The following is a 21,833-nucleotide window of genomic DNA, read 5'->3' as shown; positions in this document are numbered from 1 at the left end:
CTGTGGTCCGGGGTGCCCGGGCCTCAGAACCGGAAGACGAGCCGTGCTTCGGCACGTCCGCCGAGCACCTCGTCGAAGGAGTCGTTGACCTGGTCCAGGCGGCGCGGCTCGGCGATGACCTGGGTGCGTCCGGCGGCGTGCAGGGCGAACACCTCGCTGAGGTCCTGACGGGTGCCGACGATGGAGCCGATGACGGAGATCCCGCCGAGGACGGTCTCGAAGATCGGCACGTCGATCGCCGCGTCGTCGGCGGGCAGGGCGACCATGACCAGGCGTCCACCGCGGTTGAGCGACCGGTAGGCCTGCTCGAACGCCTTGGGTGCGGCGGCGAGCACGACGGCCACGTCCGCGCCGCCCGCGTTCCTGATCTCCTCGACCGGGTCGTGCGTACGGGCGTTGACGAGGTGGTCGGCGCCGAGCCGGTGGGCGAGGCCGAGCTTGTCCGGTTCCAGGTCGACGGCGGTGACGAAGCCTCCGACGAGCCGGGCGTACTGGACGGCGAGGTGGCCGAGTCCGCCGATGCCGAAGACGGCGACGCGTTCGGCGGGGACCACGTGCGCGACCTTGACGGCCTTGTACGTGGTGACGCCCGCGCAGGTCAGGGGTGCCGCGTCGAACGAACTCACGCCCTCGGGGACCCGGACGACGGCGCCCGCGTCCGCGACGGCGTACTCGGCGTAGCAACCGTCCACGGAGTAGCCGGAGTTGACCTGGCTCTCGCACAGGGTCTCCCAGCCGGAGACGCAGAAGCGGCAGGTGCCGCAGGACGAGCCGAGCCAAGGGACGGCCACGCGTGTGCCGACCAGGTCGGCCGGTACGCCCGCGCCGACGGCGTGGACCGGGCCGATGCCTTCGTGACCCGGGACGAACGGGGGCCGCGGCTTGACGGGCCAGTCGCCGTGGGCCGCGTGGATGTCGGTGTGGCAGAGTCCCGAGGCCTCCATCCGGACGAGCACCTGACCGGGGCCGGGCTCGGGGACGGGACGTTCCTGGATCTCCAGGGGCTTGCCGAAGTCGGTGACGACCGCTGCCTTCATGATCTTTCCCTCTCCCAGCGTTGTACTGCGGTGTGGTGGCTGTCGGCCGGTCAGCCGGCCTTGCGGCGGGGTTCCTTGACGCGGGTCACGAACCTCAGCCCCTCCCCGGCCGGGAGGGAGAACCCGCCCGGTGTGCCGGGCTCGACGTCCAGGACGAAGAGGGGGCGGCCGAGGGCTTCGTACTGGTCGGCGTCCATGTGGAAGGTGCAACCGACGATCACACCGACCAGCATGTCGCCCTCACCGACGGCGAACTCACCGGCGGGGAAGCACATCGGGTCGCTCCCGTCGCAGCAGCCGCCGGACTGGACGAACATCACCGGCCCCCCGTGGGCGGCATGCAGGGCCTCGATGGCCCGGCGCGCCGCCCGGGTGGCCGTGACGCGCCCGGCGGTGCCGTACTCGACGTGCGCGGGCATGTCCGACCACTCCCCTCAGAACAGTCCCAGGGGCTTGTCGCTGTAGCTGACCAGCAGGTTCTTGGTCTGGCTGTAGTGGTCCAGCATCATCTTGTGGGTCTCGCGGCCGATGCCGGACACCTTGTAGCCACCGAACGCGGCACCGGCCGGGTACTGGTGGTAGCAGTTGGTCCAGACGCGGCCCGCCTTGATGGCGCGGCCCATGCGGTAGGTGCGCCCGGTGTCGCGGCTCCACACGCCGGCCCCGAGGCCGTACAGGGTGTCGTTGGCGATGCGCAGTGCCTCCGCCTCGTCCTTGAACGTGGTGACGGAGAGGACGGGTCCGAAGATCTCCTCCTGGAAGACCCGCATGCGGTTGTGGCCCTTGAGGACGGTCGGCTCGTAGAAGTAGCCGTCGGCGAGTTCTCCGTCGAGGGTGGGCCGGTGGCCTCCGACGAGCAGTTCGGCGCCCTCCTTGACGCCGATGTCGACGTAGGAGGCGATCTTCTCGACCTGCTGCCTGGACACCTGCGGGCCGATCATGGTGTCGGTGTCGAGCGGGTGGCCCTGCTTGATGGCGCGGATGCGCTCCAGGCAGCGGCCCATGAACTCCTCGTAGATGTCCTCCTGGACGAGTGCGCGCGAGGGAGCGGTGCAGACCTCGCCCTTGTTGAACGCGTACAGCACCAGTCCCTCGACCGCCTTGTCCAGGAAGTCGTCGTCGCGGGCCAGCACGTCGTCGAAGAAGATGTTCGGCGACTTGCCGCCCAGCTCCAGGGTGACCGGGATGATGTTCTGGGCCGCGTACTGCATGATCAGCCGGCCGGTGGTGGTCTCTCCGGTGAAGGCCACCTTGGCGATGCGCTTGTTGGTGGCGAGCGCCTTGCCGATCTCGGCGCCCGGTCCGTTGACGACGTTGAGGACGCCGGGCGGCACGATGTCGCCGATGACCTCCATCAGCTTCAGGATCGACCACGGGGTGGGCGACGCGGGCTTGATGACGGTGGCGTTGCCCGCGGCGAGCGCGGGGGCGAGCTTCCACGCGGCCATCAGCAGCGGGAAGTTGAACGGGATGATCTGTCCGACCACGCCGAGCGGCTCGTGGAAGTGGTAGGCGATGGTGTCCTTGTCGATCTCGGTGATCCCGCTCTCCTCCGCGCGGATCGCCGCGGCGAAGTAGCGGAAGTGGTCGGCCGCGAGGGGGATGTCGGCGGCGAGGGTCTCACGGACCGGCTTGCCGTTCTCCCAGCTCTCGGCGACGGCGAGTTCCTCACGGTGGGCGTCGATGGCGTCGGCCACCTTGTTCAGCACCGCGGCCCGCTGGGCCGTGGAGGCCTCGCCCCACGCTTCCTTCGCCGAGTGCGCGGCGTCGAGGGCGAGTTCGATGTCCGCGGGCCCGGACTTGGGGATCTCGCAGATCGGCTTGGCGGTGGCGGGGCACAGGTTGGTCGAGTACTGACCCGTGGTGGGTGCCTCCCACTTGCCGCCGATGAAGTTCTCGTACCGGGGGGCGACGTCGACGACGCTGCCCGGCCTGCCCGGAGGCTCGTACTTCATGGCCGTCCCCTTTCCCTTCGGTGTCCCGTCACGACGATCGGGGTGATGTCACCACGCTAGGAAGGGGAACGCTGCAACTGCGCTGCATACCGCCGGGCCTGGGGTGGCACGAGGATCTCGGGGTCCAGTGCGCGGGCGCGCGCCGCGGCGGCGGCGCGCTGTGCCGAACCGCCGGGAAGCAGGTGGGCGAGCGTCCGCCACGCGACGGCGTCGTCGGCCCCCCAGGCCGTGTCGACCCAGCGGCGCAGCAGCCGGGGGTCGCCGGCGCCGAGCACGGCACCGCGCACCTGCTGTTCCAGGGCGCGCCGGTGTTCCACGACGACCGGCGCCTCGGAGCGTGGCAGCAGCGGTCCGCGGTACCGGTCCAGCGCCTGCTCCGCCCGCCCCTCGGCGAGCAGCGCGGCGACGTCCCCGAAGTCGCTGCGCACGGGCCGCAGCAGCGCGTAGGGCCGGGAGCCGAGGAGGCCGGGACCGAGCGCCGCCCGCAGCCGGGTGAGTTCGGCTCGCAGTGTCGACGGGGGCACCTCCCGTTCGGAGAGGTCCACGGCGAGTCGGCCGCCGGGCACGCCCCGGCCTTCCAGGGCGAGCGCCACGACGATCTCGCTGTGCCGTGGGCTGAGCCGGTGCACGCGGCCGGCGTGCGCCAGCAGGACGCTGTCCCGGCCCAGCGCCGTCAGCCCTACGTCGGTGCCGTACCGCGTGGCGACGGCTTCGGGCGGGCTCAGCGGTCGTCCGTCGGGCCCGAGCAGGACGGGCGGTGCGGGGAGTCCGCGCGCGAGTTCCGCCTCGGCGGCCAGCGCGGCGGCACGCACCGCCGCGAGCGCGGGGGGCGTGGCGATGGTGCGGCCACCGGTCAGGTCGACCACGCCCAGCAGCAGCCCGGTGGCGGGGTCGCGTACGGGGGCCGCCGCGCAGGACCAGGCGTGTGCGGCGGAGTTGTAGTGCTCGCCGTTCACGATCTGGACGGGGTGGCCCAGCGCCAGTGCGGTGCCGGGGGCGTTCGTTCCGGCCTGCCCCTCGGACCACCCGGCTCCTTCCGCGAAGTGCATCCTCTCGGCGCGCGCGACGGTCCTGGTGTCACCCTCGACCCACAGCAGGGTTCCCTCGACGTCCCCGACCGCGAACACGTGCCCGTCGTCCGCCGCCCCGGAACCGAGCAGCTCCCGTAGCAGGGGCATGACAGCGGCCAGGGGGTGCGTGCTCCGGTAGGCCGCCAGGTCCTGGGACGTGCGGCGCAGCGGCGGCAGTCGGCTTCCGTCGGGCCGCACGCCGCACGACTCACAGCGTTGCCATGACTCGAACACCAGAGGTCGTGTCTCGGGCGGGGCTCCGCGCGAGGGCTCGGCCACGTACGGCTCGTGCGGGGCGAGCGACGCGGGCATCGACGGGGAGGTCGACGCGTCCATGGCACCTCCCGCGTCCTTGCTTCCTGCCTGCCCCCACAGCCTCGCCCGGGTGCCGCGACGCTCCGCAGATGCCGAACGGCCCTCGGTTGAGGGCCTGTTGGCCCCACCCGCGACGCTCACGGCCGTGAGCGGGTCACCCTCGCGTGTCCAGCGGTTCGAGGAACGTCAGCACCGAGGCGTCCTCCTCGATCAGCGGAGTGAGGGCGGCGTTGAACGGGGCGCCGTAGGGAGCGTTCAGGTGCGCCTGGAAGGCGTCCTCGTCCCGGTAGACCTCGAAGATCCAGTAGGCACGCGGCGCGGCCTCCTTGGTGTAGACGTCGAAGGCGAGGTTGCCTTCTTCGGCGCGCACCTTGAGGGCGTAGTCCCGGATCAGGCGGGTGACTTCGTCCTCCGCTCCCTCACGGGCGGTGAACTCGGCGAGCAGGGTCTTCGTCATGGTGGCGTGTCCTTGTCCGTGGCTGGGCCGGGGGGGTGCGGGGTCGCTGGTTCAGGAGCCGGGCGGCGTACGCGCCGTCACGCGTCGGCGGCGGTGACCGGCTGCGCCACCTGCTCCCGCCAGGGCGGATTGGGGCCGGCGACCGAGCAGGTCAGGGCAGCGACCCGGGCGGCGAAACGGCAGGCCTCGGCCACGTCGCCGACGTCGGGACCGGCCAGCCGGCCACCGAGGAGGTCGCCTTCCGCGAGGTGGTGCAGCAGCCCGGCGGTGAAGGAGTCCCCGGCGCCCACGGTGTCGACGACCCGGGTGGTCACCCCGGGCACCCGTACCCGTTCGCCGTCGAGGGAGGCGAGGGCACCGTCGGCGCCGAGCGTGATCACGACCAGGCGTACCCCCGCGGCGTGCCAGATGTCGCAGGCCTGCTCCGGCGAGGTGCCGGGCAGCAGCAGTTCGAGGTCGTCCTCGCTCAGCCGCAGGATGTCGGCGACGCGGCACCAGCGCGCGAGCCGCTCCCGGTAGACGTCGGGGTGGACCAGCAGCGGCCGGACGTTGGGGTCGATGCTGACGGTGGCCCGGGGCGCCGCCCGGTCGAGGAACTCCTCCACCGCGGTCGCGCCCGGCGCGCGGACCAGCGCCAGTGAGCCGGTGTGCACGCAGACGGCTTCCGACAGGTCCACCCGCTCCAGTTCTCCCGGCGTCCACTGCCAGTCGGCGGTGTTCTGGGCGTGGAAGGAGAACGCGGCCTGCCCCCGCGCGTCCAGCTCCGCCACGGCCAGCGTGCTGGGCTCGGCGGCGGCCACGGCGTACGACAGATCCACGCCGGACGCTTCCAGATGGCTCCGGAAGAGACGGCCGAACAGGTCGTCGGAGAGGCGGGCGAGGAAACGAGCCGGGGTGCCCAGACGAGCCAGTGCCACCGCCGTGTTCGCGGGTCCGCCACCGGGCAGGACGCGCAGCGCGAGTTCGTTCGGGGCGGCCGGGGTTTCGGCGAAGGCGTCCGCTACGCACTCCCCCAGGACGGTGATCTGGCGCGGGCTCATGGGCTGCTCTTCTCTCCGGGAGGACCGGGACAGCGGGCGCTCGGTGACACGGCCGTGGAACGGGGCGCGGGGACCGCGGTCGTGGACGTTGCCGATTTGTGACGGGTGCAAGGCATTGACGTTGCCGCGAGACGGAGTCCATCATCCTCGCCATGCAGTGTCAACGATGACATAAGTCAGCGATGACACATCGGGGCGGCATGCTCCGAACTCCCGGCCCCGTGCCGCTCGAAATCCCACAGGAGTGTTCATGTCTCGCACCGCTCGCCTGTCTTCCGCCGTCCTCAGAGCCGCCGCCGTGACCGGTGTCGCGGCACTCGCCCTCACCGCCTGCGGGCCCGGTTCCGGCGCCGACTCCGGCTCGGACTCCTCCGGCTCCGGCTCGGGCGACGTCAAGGTCGGTCTGATCACCAAGACCGACACCAACCCGTTCTTCGTGAAGATGAAGGAAGGCGCGGAGAAGACCGCGAAGGCCGAGGGCGTCGAGCTGATGACCGCGGCCGGCAAGTTCGACGGGGACAACGCCGGTCAGGTCACCGCCATCGAGAACATGGTGGCCGCCGGGGTGAAGGGCATCCTGATCACCCCCAGCGACTCCAAGGCGATCGTCCCCGCGATCGAGAAGGCGAAGGCCAAGGGTGTCCTGGTCATCGCCCTGGACACCCCGACCGAGCCGGAGAGCGCGGTCGACGCCCTCTTCGCCACCGACAACGTCAAGGCGGGCGAACTGATCGGCGAGTACGCCAAGGCCGCGATGAAGGGCAAGGAGGCGAAGATAGCCGCCCTCGACCTCGCACCCGGGGTCTCCGTCGGCGTGCAGCGCCACGAGGGCTTCCTGAAGGGCTTCGGCGCCACCGACAAGGACGTCGCCTGTGCCCAGGACACCGGCGGCGACCAGGCCAAGGGGCAGACGGCGATGGAGAACTGCCTCCAGAAGGAGCCGGACATCAACGTCGTCTACACCATCAACGAGCCGGCCGCCCTCGGCGCCTACACCGCCCTGAAGGCCAAGGGCCGGGAGAAGGACGTCCTGATCGTCTCCGTCGACGGCGGCTGCACCGGCACCCAGGCCGTCAAGGACGGAAAGATCGCCGCGACCTCGCAGCAGTACCCGCTGAAGATGGCCGCCGAGGGCGTCAAAGCCGTGGTGACCTACGCGAAGGACGGCAAGAAGGCGTCCGGTTACACCGACACCGGCGTCACGCTGATCTCCGACAAGGCACAGGACGGCGTCGCGTCGAAGGACACCGCCTACGGCCTGGAGAACTGCTGGGGCTGAGCCGTCCCCGAGGAGTTGTCGTCCGGATCACGCCTGAGCCGCGGGGCCCGGTACGCACCGAGCCCCGCTCACCGGTGGCCTTCAGGCGCCGCGGCCCGAAGCCGACGTGATCCGAACGACAGGCCCCAGACTCGTACGAGACCGCCACCTCCCTGTGCGGGGCGGCCGGCCCGCCACCTCCCCGACTCCGGCGGGGGCGGCCGCCCCCCTTGTCCTGGCGACAAGGATCTGTCTTCCGACAAGGACTTCGCATGACAGCCACGTCCACGCCCCCGAGCACCTCCTCGCCGTACGCGGAGCTGAAAGCCCCGACGACGGCCCGCAGGCTGCTCACGGCTCCGACCACCGGGCCCCTGGCCGCCCTGCTCCTGGCCTGTGCCTTCTTCTCCCTCTCGACCGACCAGTTCCTCACCGGCGGCAACTTCTCCCTGATCATTCAGCAGGTCATGGTCGTCGGCACGCTCGCCATCGGCCAGACCCTGATCATCCTCACCGCCGGCATCGACCTGTCGTGCGGTGCCGTGATGGCGTTCGGCAGCATCGTGATCGCCAGGATGGCGGCCGAGGGCACACTCCCGCCGCTGGCCGCCATCGGCCTGGGCCTGGTCGTCTGCGGCGGATTCGGCCTGCTCAACGGGGTGTTGGTGCAGAAGATCCCGCTGCCGCCGTTCATCGTCACCCTCGGCATGCTCAATGTGGCGTTCGCCCTGACCCACATCTACTCCGAGGAGCAGACGGTCACCAACCTGCCCGGTCCGCTGACGGCGCTCGGGGAGACCTTCCCGCTCGGCCACACCGACGTGACCTACGGCTCGCTGGTCACCATCGCCCTGTTCCTCCTCCTCGCCTACGCGCTGAGCAGCACCGGCTGGGGCCGGCACGTCTACGCGCTGGGCAACAGCCCGGAGGCGGCCCGGCTGAACGGTATCCGCACCTCCCGTCTGACCATCGGCGTCTACACCGTGGCGGGCGTGCTCTACGGCATCGCCGCCCTGCTGCTCATCTCCCGTACCGGCGTGGGCGATCCGCAGGCCGGGCAGACCGACAACCTGGACAGCATCACCGCCGTGGTCCTCGGCGGCACCAGCCTGTTCGGCGGACGCGGTTCGGTCCTGGGCACCTTCATCGGTGTGCTGATCGTCGGTGTGTTCCGCAACGGCCTGCAGCTGATGGGTGTCGCCTCGATCTACCAGACCCTGATCACCGGTGTGCTGGTGATCCTCGCGGTGACCGTCGACCAGATCTCCCGGAAGAAGGCCCGATGACCGCCACCCCGACCCCCGTTCTGCAGGCCCGCGGTCTGGTCAAGCGGTACGGCCATGTCACCGCCATCGACGGCGCCGACTTCGACCTCATGCCGGGCGAGGTGCTGGCCGTCATCGGTGACAACGGCGCCGGCAAGACCAGCATGATCAAGGCCCTCACCGGCGCGGTGACCCCGGACGCGGGCGAGATCCGCCTCAACGGCGAGCCCATCACCTTCTCCGGTCCGCAGAGCGCACGCGCCCACGGCATCGAGACGGTGTACCAGGACCTCGCCGTGGCCGCGTCCATGGACATCGCCTCGAACATGTTCCTCGGCCGTGAGCTGCGCCGCCCCGGTGTGCTCGGCAGCGCCTTCCGCATGCTGGACAAGAAGCGCATGCGGCAGGAGGCCGCGGAGCACATGGCCGATCTGAAGATCGGCCTGCGCTCGCTCACGCAGGCCGTCGAGACTCTCTCCGGGGGACAGCGGCAGGCCGTCGCGGTGGCCCGTGCCGTCGCCTGGGCCCGCAGCGTCGTCGTCATGGACGAGCCCACCGCCGCCCTCGGCGTCAAGGAGTCCGGTCAGGTCCTCGACCTCATCCGCCGGGTCCGTGACAAGGGCATGCCGGTCGTCCTGATCAGCCACAACATGCCGCATGTCTTCGAGATCGCCGACCGGATCCACGTCCACCGCCTCGGCAGGCGCGCGGCCGTGATCAAGCCGTCGGACTACTCGATGGCGGAGGTCGTCGCCATCATGACCGGCGCGCTCACCGTGGACGCGGCCGGCGCTACTGTCGTAGCGGATTCGGAGGCCGCGAAGGCCGCCGGAGTACAGGCCACCTGACAGCACGACACGCTCTCGCAGTTCCGGCCGAAGGCCGCGGCCGGGACCGAGAGCCCACAGGAGACTTTCCTCCATGGCAGCGAACCGCCGCCCCACCCTGGCCGACGTCGCCCGAGAAGTCGGCGTCAGTGCCAAGACGGTCTCCCGCGTCCTCAACGAGGACGGACCCGTCTCGGCGCAGACCCGGGAGCAAGTCCTCGCCGCGGTGGCCCAGTTGGGCTTCCAGCCGAACCTCATGGCCCGCAACATGCGCGTCGGCGGCCCGGACACCACTGTCGGACTGGTCGTTCCCGACCTCGGCAACCCGTTCTTCGGGGCCGTCGCCCGGGGCATCGAGGACAGCGTCCGCGAACGCGGGCTGACGCTGCTCATGGGGTCGTCCGCCGACGACCCCGACCGTGAACGCTCCCTGACGGCCAAGTTCCTGGCCCGGCGCGTCAGCATCCTGATCGTCGTGCCGTCGGTCGGCGCCGACCACTCCCACCTGCGGGCGCAGCGTACGGCGGGGCTGCCCGTCGTCTTCCTCGACCGCCCCGGGGTCGGACTCACCACGGACAGCATCGTCAGCTCCAACCGGGCGGGTGCCCTGGACGGCGTCACCCATCTCATCGCCCACGGGCACCGACGCATCGGCTTCGTCGGCGACCTGCCCGCCAAGCTGTACACCCGCCGCGAGCGGCTCGCCGGCTACCGCGCCGCGCTGGGGGAGGCGGGCATCCCCTACGACCCCGCGCTGGTCGCCGACGCACACGACCAGCGGGGTGCCGAGGCCGCGACCGCCCAGCTCCTCGAACTGCCCGACCCGCCCACCGCCCTGTTCGCCGGGAACAACATCATGGCGCTGGGCATAGTGGCCGAACTCGCCCGCGGCAAGCGCAAGGAGGTGGCGGTGGTCGCCTTCGACGACGTGGCCCTCGCCGAGGCGCTGGAACCCGCCCTGACCGTCGTCGCGCAGGACCCCGAGGAGCTCGGCCGGACCGCCGCGACCACCGCTCTGGCCCGACTCGACGGCGACCGCTCCCGCGCACGCACGCTCACCGTCCCCACCCGGCTGATCGTCCGTGGTTCGGGCGAGCAGCCGGCGTCCGCCTCGTAGGGTTCCGCGCCGAGGTTCCTCCGCTACCGAACACGTGCCCAGTACTCCAGCCTTCAGGGTGGAGGTGCAGGGCATCCTCACCTCGGCGGCCCGTAGGGGCGCAGCGCCAGCCGCTGAAGTCGCTTTGCCCGACAGCGTAGTTGGCGGACCTACCGCCGGACGGGCGGGAAGTCAGGCCTGTGGAGGCCTTGTAGGACCACCTCCGGGTGGCAGAGGCCCGTGAAGCAGGAACCCGAGGTGGCACCGCGCAGCGGTGCTGACCCGCGCCTGCCCCGACCGGGCGGACGCACGGCGTCCGGCCTGCGGCTGCACCCGGCGTCCGCGGTCTACTGCCCTTCCTGCCGCAGCCGGTCCTGGGCCTGGGTGGCGATGACGGCGGCCTGCACGCGCCGCTCCACACCGAGCTTGGCGAGCAGACGGGAGATGTGGTTCTTGACCGTCTTCTCGGCGAGGAAGAGCCGCTGACCGATCTGACGGTTGGTCAGGCCCTCCCCGATCAGGGCCAGGATCTCCCGCTCCCGCTCGGTCAGGCCCGGCAGCGCCTCGGGTTCCTGCTCCTCCTTCGGCCCCTGCCGCAGGCGCGCCATCAGCCGCGCGGTGGCACTGGGGTCGAGCAGGGACTGGCCCGCGGCCACCGTGCGCACCGCCGACACCAGGTCCGAGCCTCGGATCTGCTTCAGGACGTACCCGGAGGCCCCCGCCATGATCGAGTCCAGGAGGGCCTCCTCGTCGTCGAAGGAGGTCAGCATCAGACAGATGAGTTCCGGCATGCGGGAGCGCAGTTCCCGGCACACGGTGATCCCGTCGCCGTCGGGCAGGCGGACGTCGAGCACCGCCACCTGCGGTCGCAGGGCGGGGACCCGCACCAGGGCCTGCTCCACTGTTCCGGCCTCGCCGATCACCGAGATGTCCGGCTCGTCGTTCAGCAGGTCGCGCACTCCACGGCGTACGACCTCGTGGTCGTCCAGCAGGAAGACCCGGATCTGGTCCTCCGAACCCGGCTGCTCGCTGACCGGCATCGCTTCACTCCTCGGTTCCGCACTCACGCCCCCCTGTCCACCACGAACAGTATGGGCCTCGACCCGATGATCCTCGTCGTACCGGGGCCGGACGGCCAGGGCCTGTCGGCCCTGTTTCAGGGCGGATCACCTGCTCATCGGCCCCTGTCGGGCCGTTCAGTCCCGACGAGAGACCATCGGCACCTCCGGGACCCGGCCGCGGCGGACGAGAGGGAGCGGCTGAGCGACACCGGTCCCAGGGCGGCGGACCCGTGCGGCGCCGCCCTCCACCCCGTACGCCACCGCTCCCACAGCGGTGGCGCTCGGCCCCATGGACCGTCTGGTCACGGACGGCCTCACGGCACTCGCCGACTACGACGGCCTCACCCAGGAACAGGCCGACCACATCGTCAAGAAGGCGCCGTGGCCGACCTGGACCAGTACACGGCCCTGGCCCGCCTCGCGGTGGAGGAGACCGGCCGCGGTGTGTTCGAGGACATGGTGGAGATCGCCGAACCGGTGGGGGTGGTGCGCGCGTTCACGCCTGTCACCAACCCGACGTCGACCACAGCGCGCGGGCGGCAGCCGGGCGTCTCGCTGATCCTCGCCACCGGCGGCAACACCATGGTCAAGGCCGCCTACTCGGCCGGCAAGCCGGCTCTTGGCGTCGGGGCGGGCAACGTCCCGGCGTACGTGCACAGGAGCGCCGAGCTGCGGCGGACGGTCAACGACCTGGTGCTGTCGAAGTCCTTCGACAACGGGATGATCTGCGCCTCCGAGCAGGCCGTCATCCTGGACGACGAGATCTACGCCGCGGCACTCGCCGAATTCCGCGCCCTGCGTGCCCACTTGGCGACCGCCGAGGAGAAGGAGAAGCTGGAGTCCTTCCTCTTCCCGGGCGGCAGGGCACGGGCGGCGGCTGCGAGCCGAGGGTCAACTCCGCGGCCGTCGGGCAGAGCCCGGAGTGGATCGCCGAGCAGGCCGGCTTCACCGTGCCCGCCGGCATCTCCCTCATCCTCGTCGAGGCCGAACGGGTCGGTCCCGTGGAGCCGTTGACCCGGGAGAAGCTCTGCCCGGTGCTCACGGTGCTGCGCGCCGGTTCCCAGGAGCAAGGCTTCGAACTGACGGCCGCCGACATGGTCGCCTTCCACGGCCAAGGGCACAGTGCCGTGATCCACGCCGAGGACCGGGCGGTCACCGAGGAGTACGGCAGGCGACGGCAGGCGGATGAAGACCGTGCGGATCATCATCAACTCCCCCTCCTCACAGGGTGCCACGCCGCCCGGCGCCCCACATGCCGAACCACGCCGCCGTGGCGGAACGCGGGTCGCGTCGCGTGGGCGGGTGCGACGACTTCGACCGGTGCGACGGGTGCGACCCCCTACCGCCCACCGGGGTTCCGGAGGCGGCACGGGGCTCAGGCCTGGGGTGGGGCCGTGGGGCTGGAGGTCAGTTCGTCAGATCCACCCCGTACATCGTCCGGCCGCCGACGAGTTCGCGGCCGGTGACCAGTTCCGCCTGGATCCGGACGAAGACGTCCCGCGGCGCGGCGACCCACGAGCGCGGGCCGGTGCGGGCCAGTCTCGCGCGCTCGGCCGGATCGGTCACGATCGATGCCCTCCCGGTGACGACGACGCTCCAGCCCGAGTGGGCGACCGTGTCGACCTCGTCGGCCTCGAAGGCGACGACGACTCCGTCCACGGCGCGGGCGAGTTCCGACGCGGCCGACGTACGCAGCAGCACCGAACCCTCCGCGTCCAGACAGAAGTTGACCGGCAGAACGGCCGGCAGCGCCTGGCGGGTGTGGACGATACGGCCGAGGGGCACCTTCGCGAGCAACCGCAGGCACTCCTGCCTGTCCAGTTCGCGGAATCCGTCGTTGGCGTACATCGGCCCATCCGTCTCCTGCTTCGCGCACGATCCACCCGGACATCGGGTGTGCGCTCCATCGTCCGTCCGGTGCGTGCCCGGCTTGAGGGCCATCGGTCCCTGCCGGGCCGGAGAGCGGTCCCTCCTACGGAGGTCCACCCGGCCCGGTTCCGCCGGACACGTTCCGAAGGCCGATCAGGCCGGAACCGCGACGACGTCGTGCCGGGGCCCGCCGAGCACGACCTTGAGCGCCCCGGTGTCGGCCGCGCGGGAGAAGACGTCGTACGCCTCCTCCATGTCGTCCAGCGGGAAGGTGTGCGTGACCAGGGACGAGGTGGGCAGCCGGCCGGCGGCGGCCATCCGCAGCAGGGTGGGTGTGGAGTGGGTGTCCACCAGGCCCGTGGTGATGGTGACGTTCTTGATCCACAGGTCTTCGAGGTGCAGCGTGGCCGGTTTGCCGTGCACGCCGACGTTGGCCACGTGTCCGCCGGGACGCACCATACGGGTGCAGAGCTCGAAGCTCTCCGGTACGCCGACGGCCTCGATCACGACGTCCGCGCCGAGCCCGTCGGTGAGGTCGGCGACCAGTTGGTCCGGAGCCTCCCTGGGGTCGGCCACGGCGTCCGCCCCGAGCCGCCTCGCGGCCTCCAGGCGCGCGGGGGCCAGGTCCACGGCGACGATCCGCTCGGGCGAGAACAGCCGAGCGGTGGCGATCGCCGCGAGACCGATGGGGCCGGCGCCGACGACGGCGACGGTGTCGCCGGGGCGGACGCGCCCGTTGACCACGCCCACCTCGTAGGAGGTGGGGAAGATGTCCGCCAGCAGCACGGCGTCCTCGGTGGGCAGGGTGCTGGGCAGCGCGTGGACGGACAGGTCGGCGTAGGGGACGCGGACGTACTCGGCCTGGGTCCCGTCGATCAGGTGGCCGAGGATCCAGCCTCCCCCGCCCAGGCACTGGCCGTACGCTCCCTCCCGGCAGTAGCGGCACCGGCCGCAGGCGGTGATGCAGGAGACGAGCACCCGGTCGCCGGGCCGCACGGTCCGTACGTCGTTGCCGACCTCGACGATCTCCCCGACGGCCTCGTGCCCCAGGACCGTGCCGGGTCGGACCTCGGGCACGTCGCCCTTGAGGATGTGCAGGTCCGTCCCGCAGATCGTGACGGTGTCGACCCGGACGATCGCGTCGGTGGGGTCCTTGATCCCCGGATCAGGCACTTCCTGCCACGACGACTGTCCGGGGCCGTGGAAGACCAAGCCCTTCATGACGATCCCTGCCTTTCTCTGTCTCCCCCGGGTCCGCGGACCGGTCGTTTCACCCATGGACCGCTGCGCCCGGACACAGGTGCGGGTGCCGGGATTGCCCCGCAGATCCAGCTTGGCCCTCCAGGCCGGACCTCGCATGGGCCGGTCGGCCCCCTCGGTCGCCGGGCCCCGACCGGGCCAGGGCTGAAGGTCCCTTCCGCGCGGCGGACTTGGTCCCGATCGGCCCGGGGTCGGCGCCTGCTCGGCCCATGTTCCGGCCGTTCCCCGGCTGTCACCTTCCTGAGGAGACGGCTACGAGGAGGCTCGGACCGATGAACGGCGGCAGGCACCCGAGGAAGACCAGCAGGGCACTGTGGCGGTGGCGGCGGAACCCGCTGCGACGACGCGACGACGCGACGGAGGCGTGGATCGTGCTGGCCGTGTGGATCGCCGTCGTGGTCGGCGGCACGATCACCGGAGTCGTGACGGCCCGCTCCGCCGAGGGGGTCTTCACCGCACAGCGCGCCGACCGTCGTCCCGTTTCGGCCGTGCTCGTCTCCGACGTCCCGCGGACGGCCACGGGTGTGGGCGGCACGTACGACAGAGCCTCGGCGAAGGTGCGCTGGACCAGCCCCGAAGGCGCCATCCGTGAGGGTTCGACCCTGGTGGAGACCGGGCAGCGGGCCGGGACCGAGGTGAAGGTCTGGACCGACGGTCGGGGTGGACTGAGCACGGAGCCGCCCACGCCGGCCGAGGCGGCCGTGGAGGCGGGTGTCCTGGGCGTCGCCACCGGGCTCGCCCTGAGTGGTCTGGTGTTCGGTGTCGGCGGCGCCGGACGCTGGTGGCTCGACCGGCGTCGGGTCGCGCTGTGGGGCACCGAGTGGGCCCGGATCGGCCCGCTGTGGAGCCAGAAGACGGGCTGACCGGGCGGGAGCCGAGCCCGGAACCCGCGCGGCGCGTCCCGTGCGATGTGGGTCCCGGCGGCTCCTCACCGCCGAGGTCCGCCGTCGAGGAGTTCACCGAGGTCACCGACGACCAGGTCGGCACCGTGCCGCAGCAGGCGCTCTGCGGTGCCGGGGCCCTGGGCACGGTCCACTCCGACGACCAGGAGGAAGCCGCCGCGCCGTCCCGCCTCGACTCCCGCCAGGGCGTCCTCGACGACGGCCGCACGGTCCGGGGGGACACCCAGTCGGCGAGCCGCCTCCAGGAACAGGTCGGGGCACGGCTTGCCGGCGAGACCCAGCCGGGCCGCCTCTCCCCCGTCGACCAGGGCGTCGAAGAGCTCCACCACCCCCGCCCCGGTCAGCAGCTCACGGGCGTGCCGGGAGGCCGACACCGCCGCCACGGGGACGCGTGCAGCCCGAAGGGCACGGACCAGCCGTACCGTCCCCGGGTAGGCGTCGACGCCCTGTTCGCTCAGCCGCCGGGTGAACAGCCGTTCCTTGTCCGCCGCCACGTCACGCACCGTCCGCTCGGACGGCTCGAAGCCACGCGACGCGAGGAAGGCCGCGGCCCCGTCGAGCCGGGACCTGCCGTCCACGAAGCGCAGATAGTCGTCGCGGACGTCGAAGGGGCGCCCCTGCCACGGGGCTCCGGGCGGGTGCGCACGCAGGAAGGCGTCGAAGGCGGTCTTCCAGGCCGCGGCGTGCACCCGTGCCGAGTCGGTGATCACTCCGTCGGTGTCGAACACGACCGCCCGGACTGGCCCCAGCACCGGAGCGAGCGGTTCCCGGGTTATGCCGGCCATGCGGCCTCCTTCACGGTCGGGCGTTCACTTCCCTGTCCGGGGCGCCTTCACGATGTGTCGCACTGCCGCACGGTCCCTGCCCGGCTTCACGATCCGACGCGCTGGTCGAGGTCGGGGCGGTGGCCGGGCCGGTGAGCCCGCAGTCGACGTCCACGACTCCCTCGACGGCGCGTGCGAGACGAGTGGCCACCGGGACGAGGACGGCGTGCCGGACCCGGCCCCTGAGGATCACGACGCCTTTGCGTACATCCACCCGAACCGGTTCGTCAGCGTCCGGGGTGAGCCTCGGCAGAACTTCGCGCCGGATCTCGTCTGCGATGTCGGCATCGTCGCGCAGGAACACCTTCAGCAGATCGGAGCGGCTGACCACACCGCACAGCCGACCGTTGGCGTCGACCACGGGAAGCCGCTTGACCCGGTGCCGGGCCATCAGCCGGGCGGCCTGGGCCAAGGTCGTGTCCGCTCGGACGGTGACCGCCGGCGCGGTCATGAGTTCCCCCGCCGCCACCGCGGCCGCCTTGGAGAGGTCCGACAGACGCCGGAGCGGCGGATACGGGGGCCCGGCCCTGGGGGTGTGTCCGGCCCTGGGCAGGTCCGGGTCACCGTCACGCAGTGCTTCCTTGTGCAGCAGGTCGGCCTCGGAGAGGACGCCCACGACATGCCCTTCGTCGTCCACGACGGGAACCGCGCTGACGTGCCACTGCCGCATGGCCCGCACGACGTCCTTGAATGCCGCCCGATGACGCACGGCCCCCACGGTGCGGGTCATCACATCGCTCACGAGATGGGGTGTACCGGCCATGACGACCTCCAGGGCGCTCGGGTGACGCAGCGCTACACCCTCAGCGTCGGGCTCCGGGCCTGTCCTGGCACGGGGCCGAGCGGCCCCGTCGCCGCGCCGGACGTCCCCTACGACCGCGCCACCGGCACCCGCCACACCAGCGTGGTGCCGCCTTCCTCGGGGCACTGCCACTCCATCCGGCCGCCGAGCTGTTCGGCCCGTTCGGCCATGTTGCGCAGGCCGCCGCGGCGGCCGTCCGGCGGTATGCCGACCCCGTGGTCCCGGACCGTCAGCACCAGCTCCCGCCCGTCGGTCGTCACCACGATCTCGGCGCGGTCCGCGCCGGCGTGGCGGGCGATGTTGGTCAACGCCTCGGACAGCACGGCGACCAGGTGGTCGGCGGTCTCCTTCGGTACGTCGGTGTCGATGAGCCCCTCCATCCGGATGCTCGGGGCGAATCCCAGGGTCGGCGCCGATTCCGCGGCGACCCGCACCACGCGGGTCCGCAGGCCGACGTCGGCCGCGCCGTCCCGCGTGCGCAGCCCGAAGATGGTCGATCTGATGATCTTGATGGTCTCGTCGAGGTCGTCCACGGCCCGCAGTACGCGCTCGGAGGCCTCCGGGTGCTCGATGAGGCGGCCCGCGCTCTGCAGGGTCATGCCGGTGGCGAAGAGACGCTGGATGGCGAGGTCGTGCAGGTCCCGGGCGATCCGGTCGCGGTCCTTGAGGACCGCGACCTCCTCGACGTCCCGTCGGCGTTCGGCCAGTTCCATGGCGATGGCCGCCTGAGCGGCGAAGACGCGCAGCGGCTCGGTCTCCTTCGCGGTGAAGGGCGACTGTCCCGCCTCCCGGACCAGGAGGACGACGCCACGGATGCCTTCGTCGCGGGTGCCGACGGGGACGGCCACGGCCGGGCCGAGATCGTCGAAGCGTGGCGGTCCGGCCCACACCCGCTCATCGTGGGTGACGTCCTCGCTGGTGACCGCGGTCGCGGCGGCGAAGGCCTCGCCGATCAGGGTGCCCTCGACGGGCAGGACCAGCCCGCTCAGCGTCCGCGCCTCCTCTCCGATGGCCAGATCCACCGTGAGCGAGTCGGTGCCCGCCATCGGCACCGCGACGACCGTGAGAGCGGCGCCGGTGATCTCGCTGGCCCGCCCGGCGATCAGCCTGAGCACCAGGGCCTGCTCCGCTCCCGACATCAGGCTGTGGGTGATCTCGGCGTTGGCGCGCAGCCACCGCTCCCGCAACCGCGACTCCTCGTACAACCGCGCGTTGTCGATCGCCACACCCGCCGCCACCGCCAACGTCGACAGCACCGACTCGTCCTCCTCGTCGAACCGCGCCCCACCCCGCTTCTCCGTCAGATACAAATTCCCGAACACCTGCTCACGCACCCGGATCGGCACACCCAGAAACGAATTCATCGGCGGATGATTCGGCGGAAAACCGTACGACGCCGGATGCTCCGACAACCTCGCCAGACGCAACGGCTCCGGATGACTGATCAACTCCCCCAGAATCCCGTGCCCCTCCGGAAACGGACCGATCAACGCAATCCGCTCCTCACTCACCCCCACCGTATGAAACGCCGACAACCGCTTCCCGTCCGGCCCGATCACACCCAACGCCGCATACTCCGCGTCCACCAGCACCGCAGCCGCCTCCACGATGCCCCGCAACGCCTGCTCCAACTCCAGCTCACGCCCGACCGACAGCACCGCCTCCAACAGACTGTGCACCCGATCCCGCGTCCCCCGCGCCGCATCCAGACGCGCCTGCAACTCCTCCAGCAGCTCATCCAGCCTCAGCTGCGGCAGCCTCACACGGGCTTCGTCGGAGCTTGCCACCGTGCTCCTCCGTCCTCGGTTCCAGCGAGGGGGCACCGACCCTTCCGGTCACGAGCCACGGTAGTCCGCGCAGCCGGGGTCGAACAGCGGACCAGGGCCCATCGGCCCGCCGCGGGGGACGGACAGCACCTGCCGGGCGGAGCGCCGGCCGTCCGACGCTGGAGCTGAGGCGAGTCCGCAGCCAACCGGAGGAGACCGGCGTCATGGCCCGTTACGTGTACGACTTCACGGAGGGCGGCCGGGACATGGCCGACCTGCTCGGCGGCAAGGGAGCGAACCTGGCCGAGATGACCCGGCTGGGTCTCCCGGTCCCGCCCGGTTTCATCGTCACCACCGAGGCCTGTCGGGCCTTCCTCGCCACCGGTGACGAACCGGAGGGGATGACGGCGGAGATCTCCCGGCATCTGACGGCCGTGGAGCGGGCGGCCGGACGGTCCCTGGGGCAGCGGGACGACCCGTTGCTGCTGTCGGTCCGCTCGGGAGCACGGTTCTCCATGCCCGGCATGATGGAGACGGTCCTGGACATCGGTCTGAACGACGAATCGGTCCAGGGACTCGCCAAGACGTCGGGGAACGAGCGGTTCGCCTGGGACTCCTACCGTCGGCTCGTCCAGATGTTCGGCAGCACGGTGATGGGGGTCAACGCGGCCCTCTTCGAAGGCGCCATCACCCTGCTCAAGGAGGCGCGGGAGGTCCACGACGACGTGCAGCTCGACGCGGGTGACCTCGCCTGGCTCGTGGAGACCTACAAGTCCCTGATCCACGACGAGACCGGGGAGGAATTCCCCCAGGCCCCGGCGGAGCAGCTGCGCCTCGCCGTCCTCGCGGTCTTCCGCTCCTGGAACGGCGAGCGCGCCCGGCTGTACCGCAGGCGGGAGCACATCCCCGACGATCTGGGCACCGCGGTCACCGTGCAGCGCATGGTCTTCGGCAACCTCGGGAACGACTCCGGCAGCGGTGTGGCCTTCACCCGGGACCCGGCCACCGGGCGCCCCGGGCTCTACGGGGACTATCTGTCCAACGCCCAGGGCGAGGACGTCGTCGCCGGTACCCGCAACACCGTCCCGCTGGCGGACCTGGAACGGCTGGACCCGGATGCGTACCGGCGGCTGCGCGACCACATGGGCACGCTGGAGCGGCACTACCGCGACCTGTGCGACATCGAGTTCACCATCGAGCGAGGTCGGCTGTGGATGCTGCAGACCCGGGTCGGCAAGCGCACCGCCGAGGCCGCGTTCGCCATCGCCGCCGAGCTGGTCGAGGAGGGGCTCATCACTGCGGACGAGGCGCTCGCCCGGGTGAGCGGGGACGGGCTGGCGCGGCTGATGTTCCCGCGCTTCGACACCACCGCGACCGGTGAGGCCCTCGCCCACGGGCTGCCCGCCTCGCCCGGTGCCGCGGTCGGCGCGGCGGTCTTCGACTCGGCCGAGGCCGTACGCCGGGCCGCCGCCGGCGAGAAGGTCGTCCTCGTACGTCAGGAGACCACCCCCGACGACCTGCCCGGGATGCTGGCCGCCGAGGCGGTGCTGACCAGCCGCGGGGGCAGGACCAGCCACGCCGCCGTCGTGGCCCGCGGCCTGGGCAAGGTCTGTGTGTGCGGCGCCGAGGACCTCACCGTGAACACCGACGCCCGCCGCTTCACCACACCTGACGGCACCGTCGTCGAGGAGGGGACGGTCGTCTCGGTCGACGGATCGAGCGGTGCCGTGTACCTGGGTGGCGTTCCGTTGGTGGCCTCGGCGTTCATGCGCTGCCTGGAGACCGGCGAGCAGGCGGACGCGATCGTCGCGGCCGGCGCCCGGGCCCTGCGACACGCCGACTCCGTGCGCCGGCTGGAGGTGCGCGCCAACGCCGACACGCCCGAGGACGCGGCCCGCGCCAGGCGGTTCGGCGCGCAGGGCATCGGGTTGTGCCGCACCGAGCACATGTTCCTCGGCGAGCGGCGCACGCTGGTCGAGGCGATGATCCTGGCCCGCTCCGACACCGAGCGCAAGCGGGCGCTCGGGTCGCTGCTGCCCCTGCAACGACGGGACTTCGTCGGCATCCTGGAGGCGATGGACGGCCTGCCGGTCACCATCCGTCTGCTGGACCCGCCGCTGCACGAGTTCCTGCCCGACCGCACCGAACTCGCCGTCCGTGTCGCCACCGCCGAGGCCAGGGGCGAGCTGCCCGCCGCGCACGACACCGAACTGCTGGAGGCGGTCGACCGCATGCACGAGGTGAACCCGATGCTCGGGCTGCGGGGCGTGCGCCTCGGGCTGGTGGTGCCCGGACTGGTCGCCATGCAGGTCCGGGCGATCGCCGAGGCGGTCGTGGAACGCGTCCGGGCCGGCGGCGCGCCACATGCGGAGATCATGGTCCCGCTGGTGGGCGCGGTGGAGGAGCTCCGGCTCGCGCGCGAGGAGGTGGAGCGGGTGCTGGCCGAGGTCGAGGAGGAGACCGGTGTGGCCGTGCGTTGTCCCGTCGGCACGATGATCGAACTGCCCAGGGCCGCGCTCACCGCGGGCCGGATCGCCGAGCAGGCGGAGTTCTTCTCCTTCGGCACCAACGACCTCACCCAGACCGCGTGGGGCTTCTCCCGCGACGACGTCGAGGCGGCCTTCTTCTCCGCCTACCTCGACAAGGGCGTCTTCACAGCCTCTCCGTTCGAGACGATCGACCGTGACGGTGTGGGCCGCCTGGTGCGGATCGCGGTCGACGAGGGCCGCGCCGCCCGTCCCGACCTGACGATCGGGGTGTGCGGCGAGCACGGCGGCGACCCGGAGTCCGTGCACTTCTTCCACGCGGCAGGGCTCGACTACGTCTCCTGCTCCCCGTTCCGCGTCCCCGTGGCCCGCCTGGAGGCCGGCCGGGCCACCCTGATCGGGACCAACGGCACTCGTGCGGCACCGCGCTCAGCGGGACAGTGAGAGACAGGAGCGGCGCCGATCCCCCGCGGTGTCGCTCCGCCCCGTACCCGTGAAGACGCCCGCACCCGCGAAAGCGCCGCCCTGCCCCTCCTGTCCGGG

Annotated in this window: 18 protein-coding genes and 1 pseudogene; 7 read left to right on the top strand and 12 right to left on the bottom strand. The window is 71.7% G+C overall.

What is annotated here, in order from left to right:
• Positions 1-23 precede the first annotated feature (23 nt).
• The 6 genes from E4N62_RS42660 to E4N62_RS42635 form a co-directional block, all read right to left on the bottom strand.
• On the bottom strand, positions 24-1,037 hold the full coding sequence (locus E4N62_RS42660; RefSeq protein ID WP_230223508.1) for a zinc-dependent alcohol dehydrogenase: 1,014 nt from the start codon (positions 1,035-1,037) through the stop codon (positions 24-26).
• A 50-nt stretch (positions 1,038-1,087) separates the two neighbouring features.
• Entirely contained in the window at positions 1,088-1,456 is a 369-nt protein-coding gene (locus E4N62_RS42655) for a DUF779 domain-containing protein (protein ID WP_230223507.1), read from the bottom strand.
• Positions 1,457-1,471: 15 nt separating this feature from the next.
• Complete coding sequence (locus tag E4N62_RS42650; protein WP_230223506.1) at positions 1,472-2,992, bottom strand: aldehyde dehydrogenase family protein; 1,521 nt, start codon at positions 2,990-2,992, stop codon at positions 1,472-1,474.
• A 56-nt stretch (positions 2,993-3,048) separates the two neighbouring features.
• Positions 3,049-4,398 carry a GAF domain-containing protein gene (locus tag E4N62_RS42645; RefSeq protein ID WP_230223505.1) on the bottom strand — a complete coding sequence of 450 codons (1,350 nt, stop codon included), beginning with the start codon at positions 4,396-4,398 and terminating at the stop codon, positions 3,049-3,051.
• A gap of 133 nt (positions 4,399-4,531) precedes the next feature.
• Positions 4,532-4,834 carry a putative quinol monooxygenase gene (locus E4N62_RS42640; protein WP_230223504.1) on the bottom strand — a complete coding sequence of 101 codons (303 nt, stop codon included), beginning with the start codon at positions 4,832-4,834 and terminating at the stop codon, positions 4,532-4,534.
• Between the two features lie 77 nt (positions 4,835-4,911).
• On the bottom strand, positions 4,912-5,874 hold the full coding sequence (locus tag E4N62_RS42635) for a carbohydrate kinase (RefSeq protein WP_230223502.1): 963 nt from the start codon (positions 5,872-5,874) through the stop codon (positions 4,912-4,914).
• Between the two features lie 250 nt (positions 5,875-6,124).
• Here E4N62_RS42635 and E4N62_RS42630 point away from each other — a divergent pair, with 250 nt between their 5' ends.
• The 4 genes from E4N62_RS42630 (at position 6,125) to E4N62_RS42615 (ending at position 10,341) form a co-directional block, all read left to right on the top strand.
• Entirely contained in the window at positions 6,125-7,153 is a 1,029-nt protein-coding gene (locus E4N62_RS42630) for a sugar ABC transporter substrate-binding protein (RefSeq protein ID WP_184903148.1), read from the top strand.
• A 251-nt stretch (positions 7,154-7,404) separates the two neighbouring features.
• A complete protein-coding gene (locus E4N62_RS42625; protein WP_230223500.1) occupies positions 7,405-8,418 on the top strand; it encodes an ABC transporter permease in 1,014 nt (337 codons plus the stop codon).
• Complete coding sequence (locus tag E4N62_RS42620; protein ID WP_184903144.1) at positions 8,415-9,245, top strand: ATP-binding cassette domain-containing protein; 831 nt, start codon at positions 8,415-8,417, stop codon at positions 9,243-9,245. Before E4N62_RS42625 ends, E4N62_RS42620 begins: the two co-directional genes overlap by 4 nt.
• A 73-nt stretch (positions 9,246-9,318) precedes the next feature.
• Complete coding sequence (locus E4N62_RS42615; RefSeq protein WP_230223497.1) at positions 9,319-10,341, top strand: LacI family DNA-binding transcriptional regulator; 1,023 nt, start codon at positions 9,319-9,321, stop codon at positions 10,339-10,341.
• A gap of 326 nt (positions 10,342-10,667) precedes the next feature.
• Here the strand turns inward: E4N62_RS42615 and E4N62_RS42610 are convergent, their stop codons facing one another.
• Positions 10,668-11,360, bottom strand: a complete 693-nt coding sequence (locus tag E4N62_RS42610; RefSeq protein ID WP_230223495.1) for a response regulator transcription factor — start codon at positions 11,358-11,360, stop codon at positions 10,668-10,670.
• A gap of 295 nt (positions 11,361-11,655) precedes the next feature.
• Between E4N62_RS42610 and E4N62_RS42605 the strand changes: the two are divergent.
• Positions 11,656-12,614: pseudogene (locus E4N62_RS42605) on the top strand (bifunctional acetaldehyde-CoA/alcohol dehydrogenase); the annotation flags it as partial.
• Between the two features lie 174 nt (positions 12,615-12,788).
• Here E4N62_RS42605 and E4N62_RS42600 read toward each other — a convergent pair.
• Positions 12,789-13,229, bottom strand: coding sequence for a pyridoxamine 5'-phosphate oxidase family protein (locus E4N62_RS42600; RefSeq protein WP_230223493.1), 441 nt, complete (start codon positions 13,227-13,229; stop codon positions 12,789-12,791).
• Between the two features lie 174 nt (positions 13,230-13,403).
• Entirely contained in the window at positions 13,404-14,471 is a 1,068-nt protein-coding gene (locus tag E4N62_RS42595) for a zinc-dependent alcohol dehydrogenase family protein (RefSeq protein ID WP_230223491.1), read from the bottom strand.
• A gap of 311 nt (positions 14,472-14,782) precedes the next feature.
• On the opposite strand from E4N62_RS42595, the gene E4N62_RS42590 reads away from it, so the two are divergent.
• A complete protein-coding gene (locus tag E4N62_RS42590; protein WP_230223489.1) occupies positions 14,783-15,373 on the top strand; it encodes a hypothetical protein in 591 nt (196 codons plus the stop codon).
• A 65-nt stretch (positions 15,374-15,438) separates the two neighbouring features.
• Here the strand turns inward: E4N62_RS42590 and E4N62_RS42585 are convergent, their stop codons facing one another.
• The 3 genes from E4N62_RS42585 to E4N62_RS42575 form a co-directional block, all read right to left on the bottom strand.
• A complete protein-coding gene (locus E4N62_RS42585) occupies positions 15,439-16,197 on the bottom strand; it encodes an HAD family phosphatase (protein WP_230223488.1) in 759 nt (252 codons plus the stop codon).
• A gap of 10 nt (positions 16,198-16,207) precedes the next feature.
• Positions 16,208-16,999, bottom strand: coding sequence for a CBS domain-containing protein (locus E4N62_RS42580; RefSeq protein ID WP_230223487.1), 792 nt, complete (start codon positions 16,997-16,999; stop codon positions 16,208-16,210).
• A gap of 107 nt (positions 17,000-17,106) precedes the next feature.
• A complete protein-coding gene (locus E4N62_RS42575; RefSeq protein ID WP_230223486.1) occupies positions 17,107-18,825 on the bottom strand; it encodes a GAF domain-containing protein in 1,719 nt (572 codons plus the stop codon).
• Between the two features lie 203 nt (positions 18,826-19,028).
• Here E4N62_RS42575 and ppdK point away from each other — a divergent pair, with 203 nt between their 5' ends.
• Positions 19,029-21,734 carry a pyruvate, phosphate dikinase gene (gene ppdK, locus E4N62_RS42570; protein ID WP_230223485.1) on the top strand — a complete coding sequence of 902 codons (2,706 nt, stop codon included), beginning with the start codon at positions 19,029-19,031 and terminating at the stop codon, positions 21,732-21,734.
• The last annotated feature ends 99 nt before the right edge of the window (positions 21,735-21,833 follow it).

Source organism: Streptomyces sp. MNU76, assembly GCF_020982545.1.
Classification (GTDB): domain Bacteria; phylum Actinomycetota; class Actinomycetes; order Streptomycetales; family Streptomycetaceae; genus Streptomyces.
Note: the sequence above shows the minus strand (reverse complement) of the source record. Positions and strands in the feature narration are given on the sequence as shown.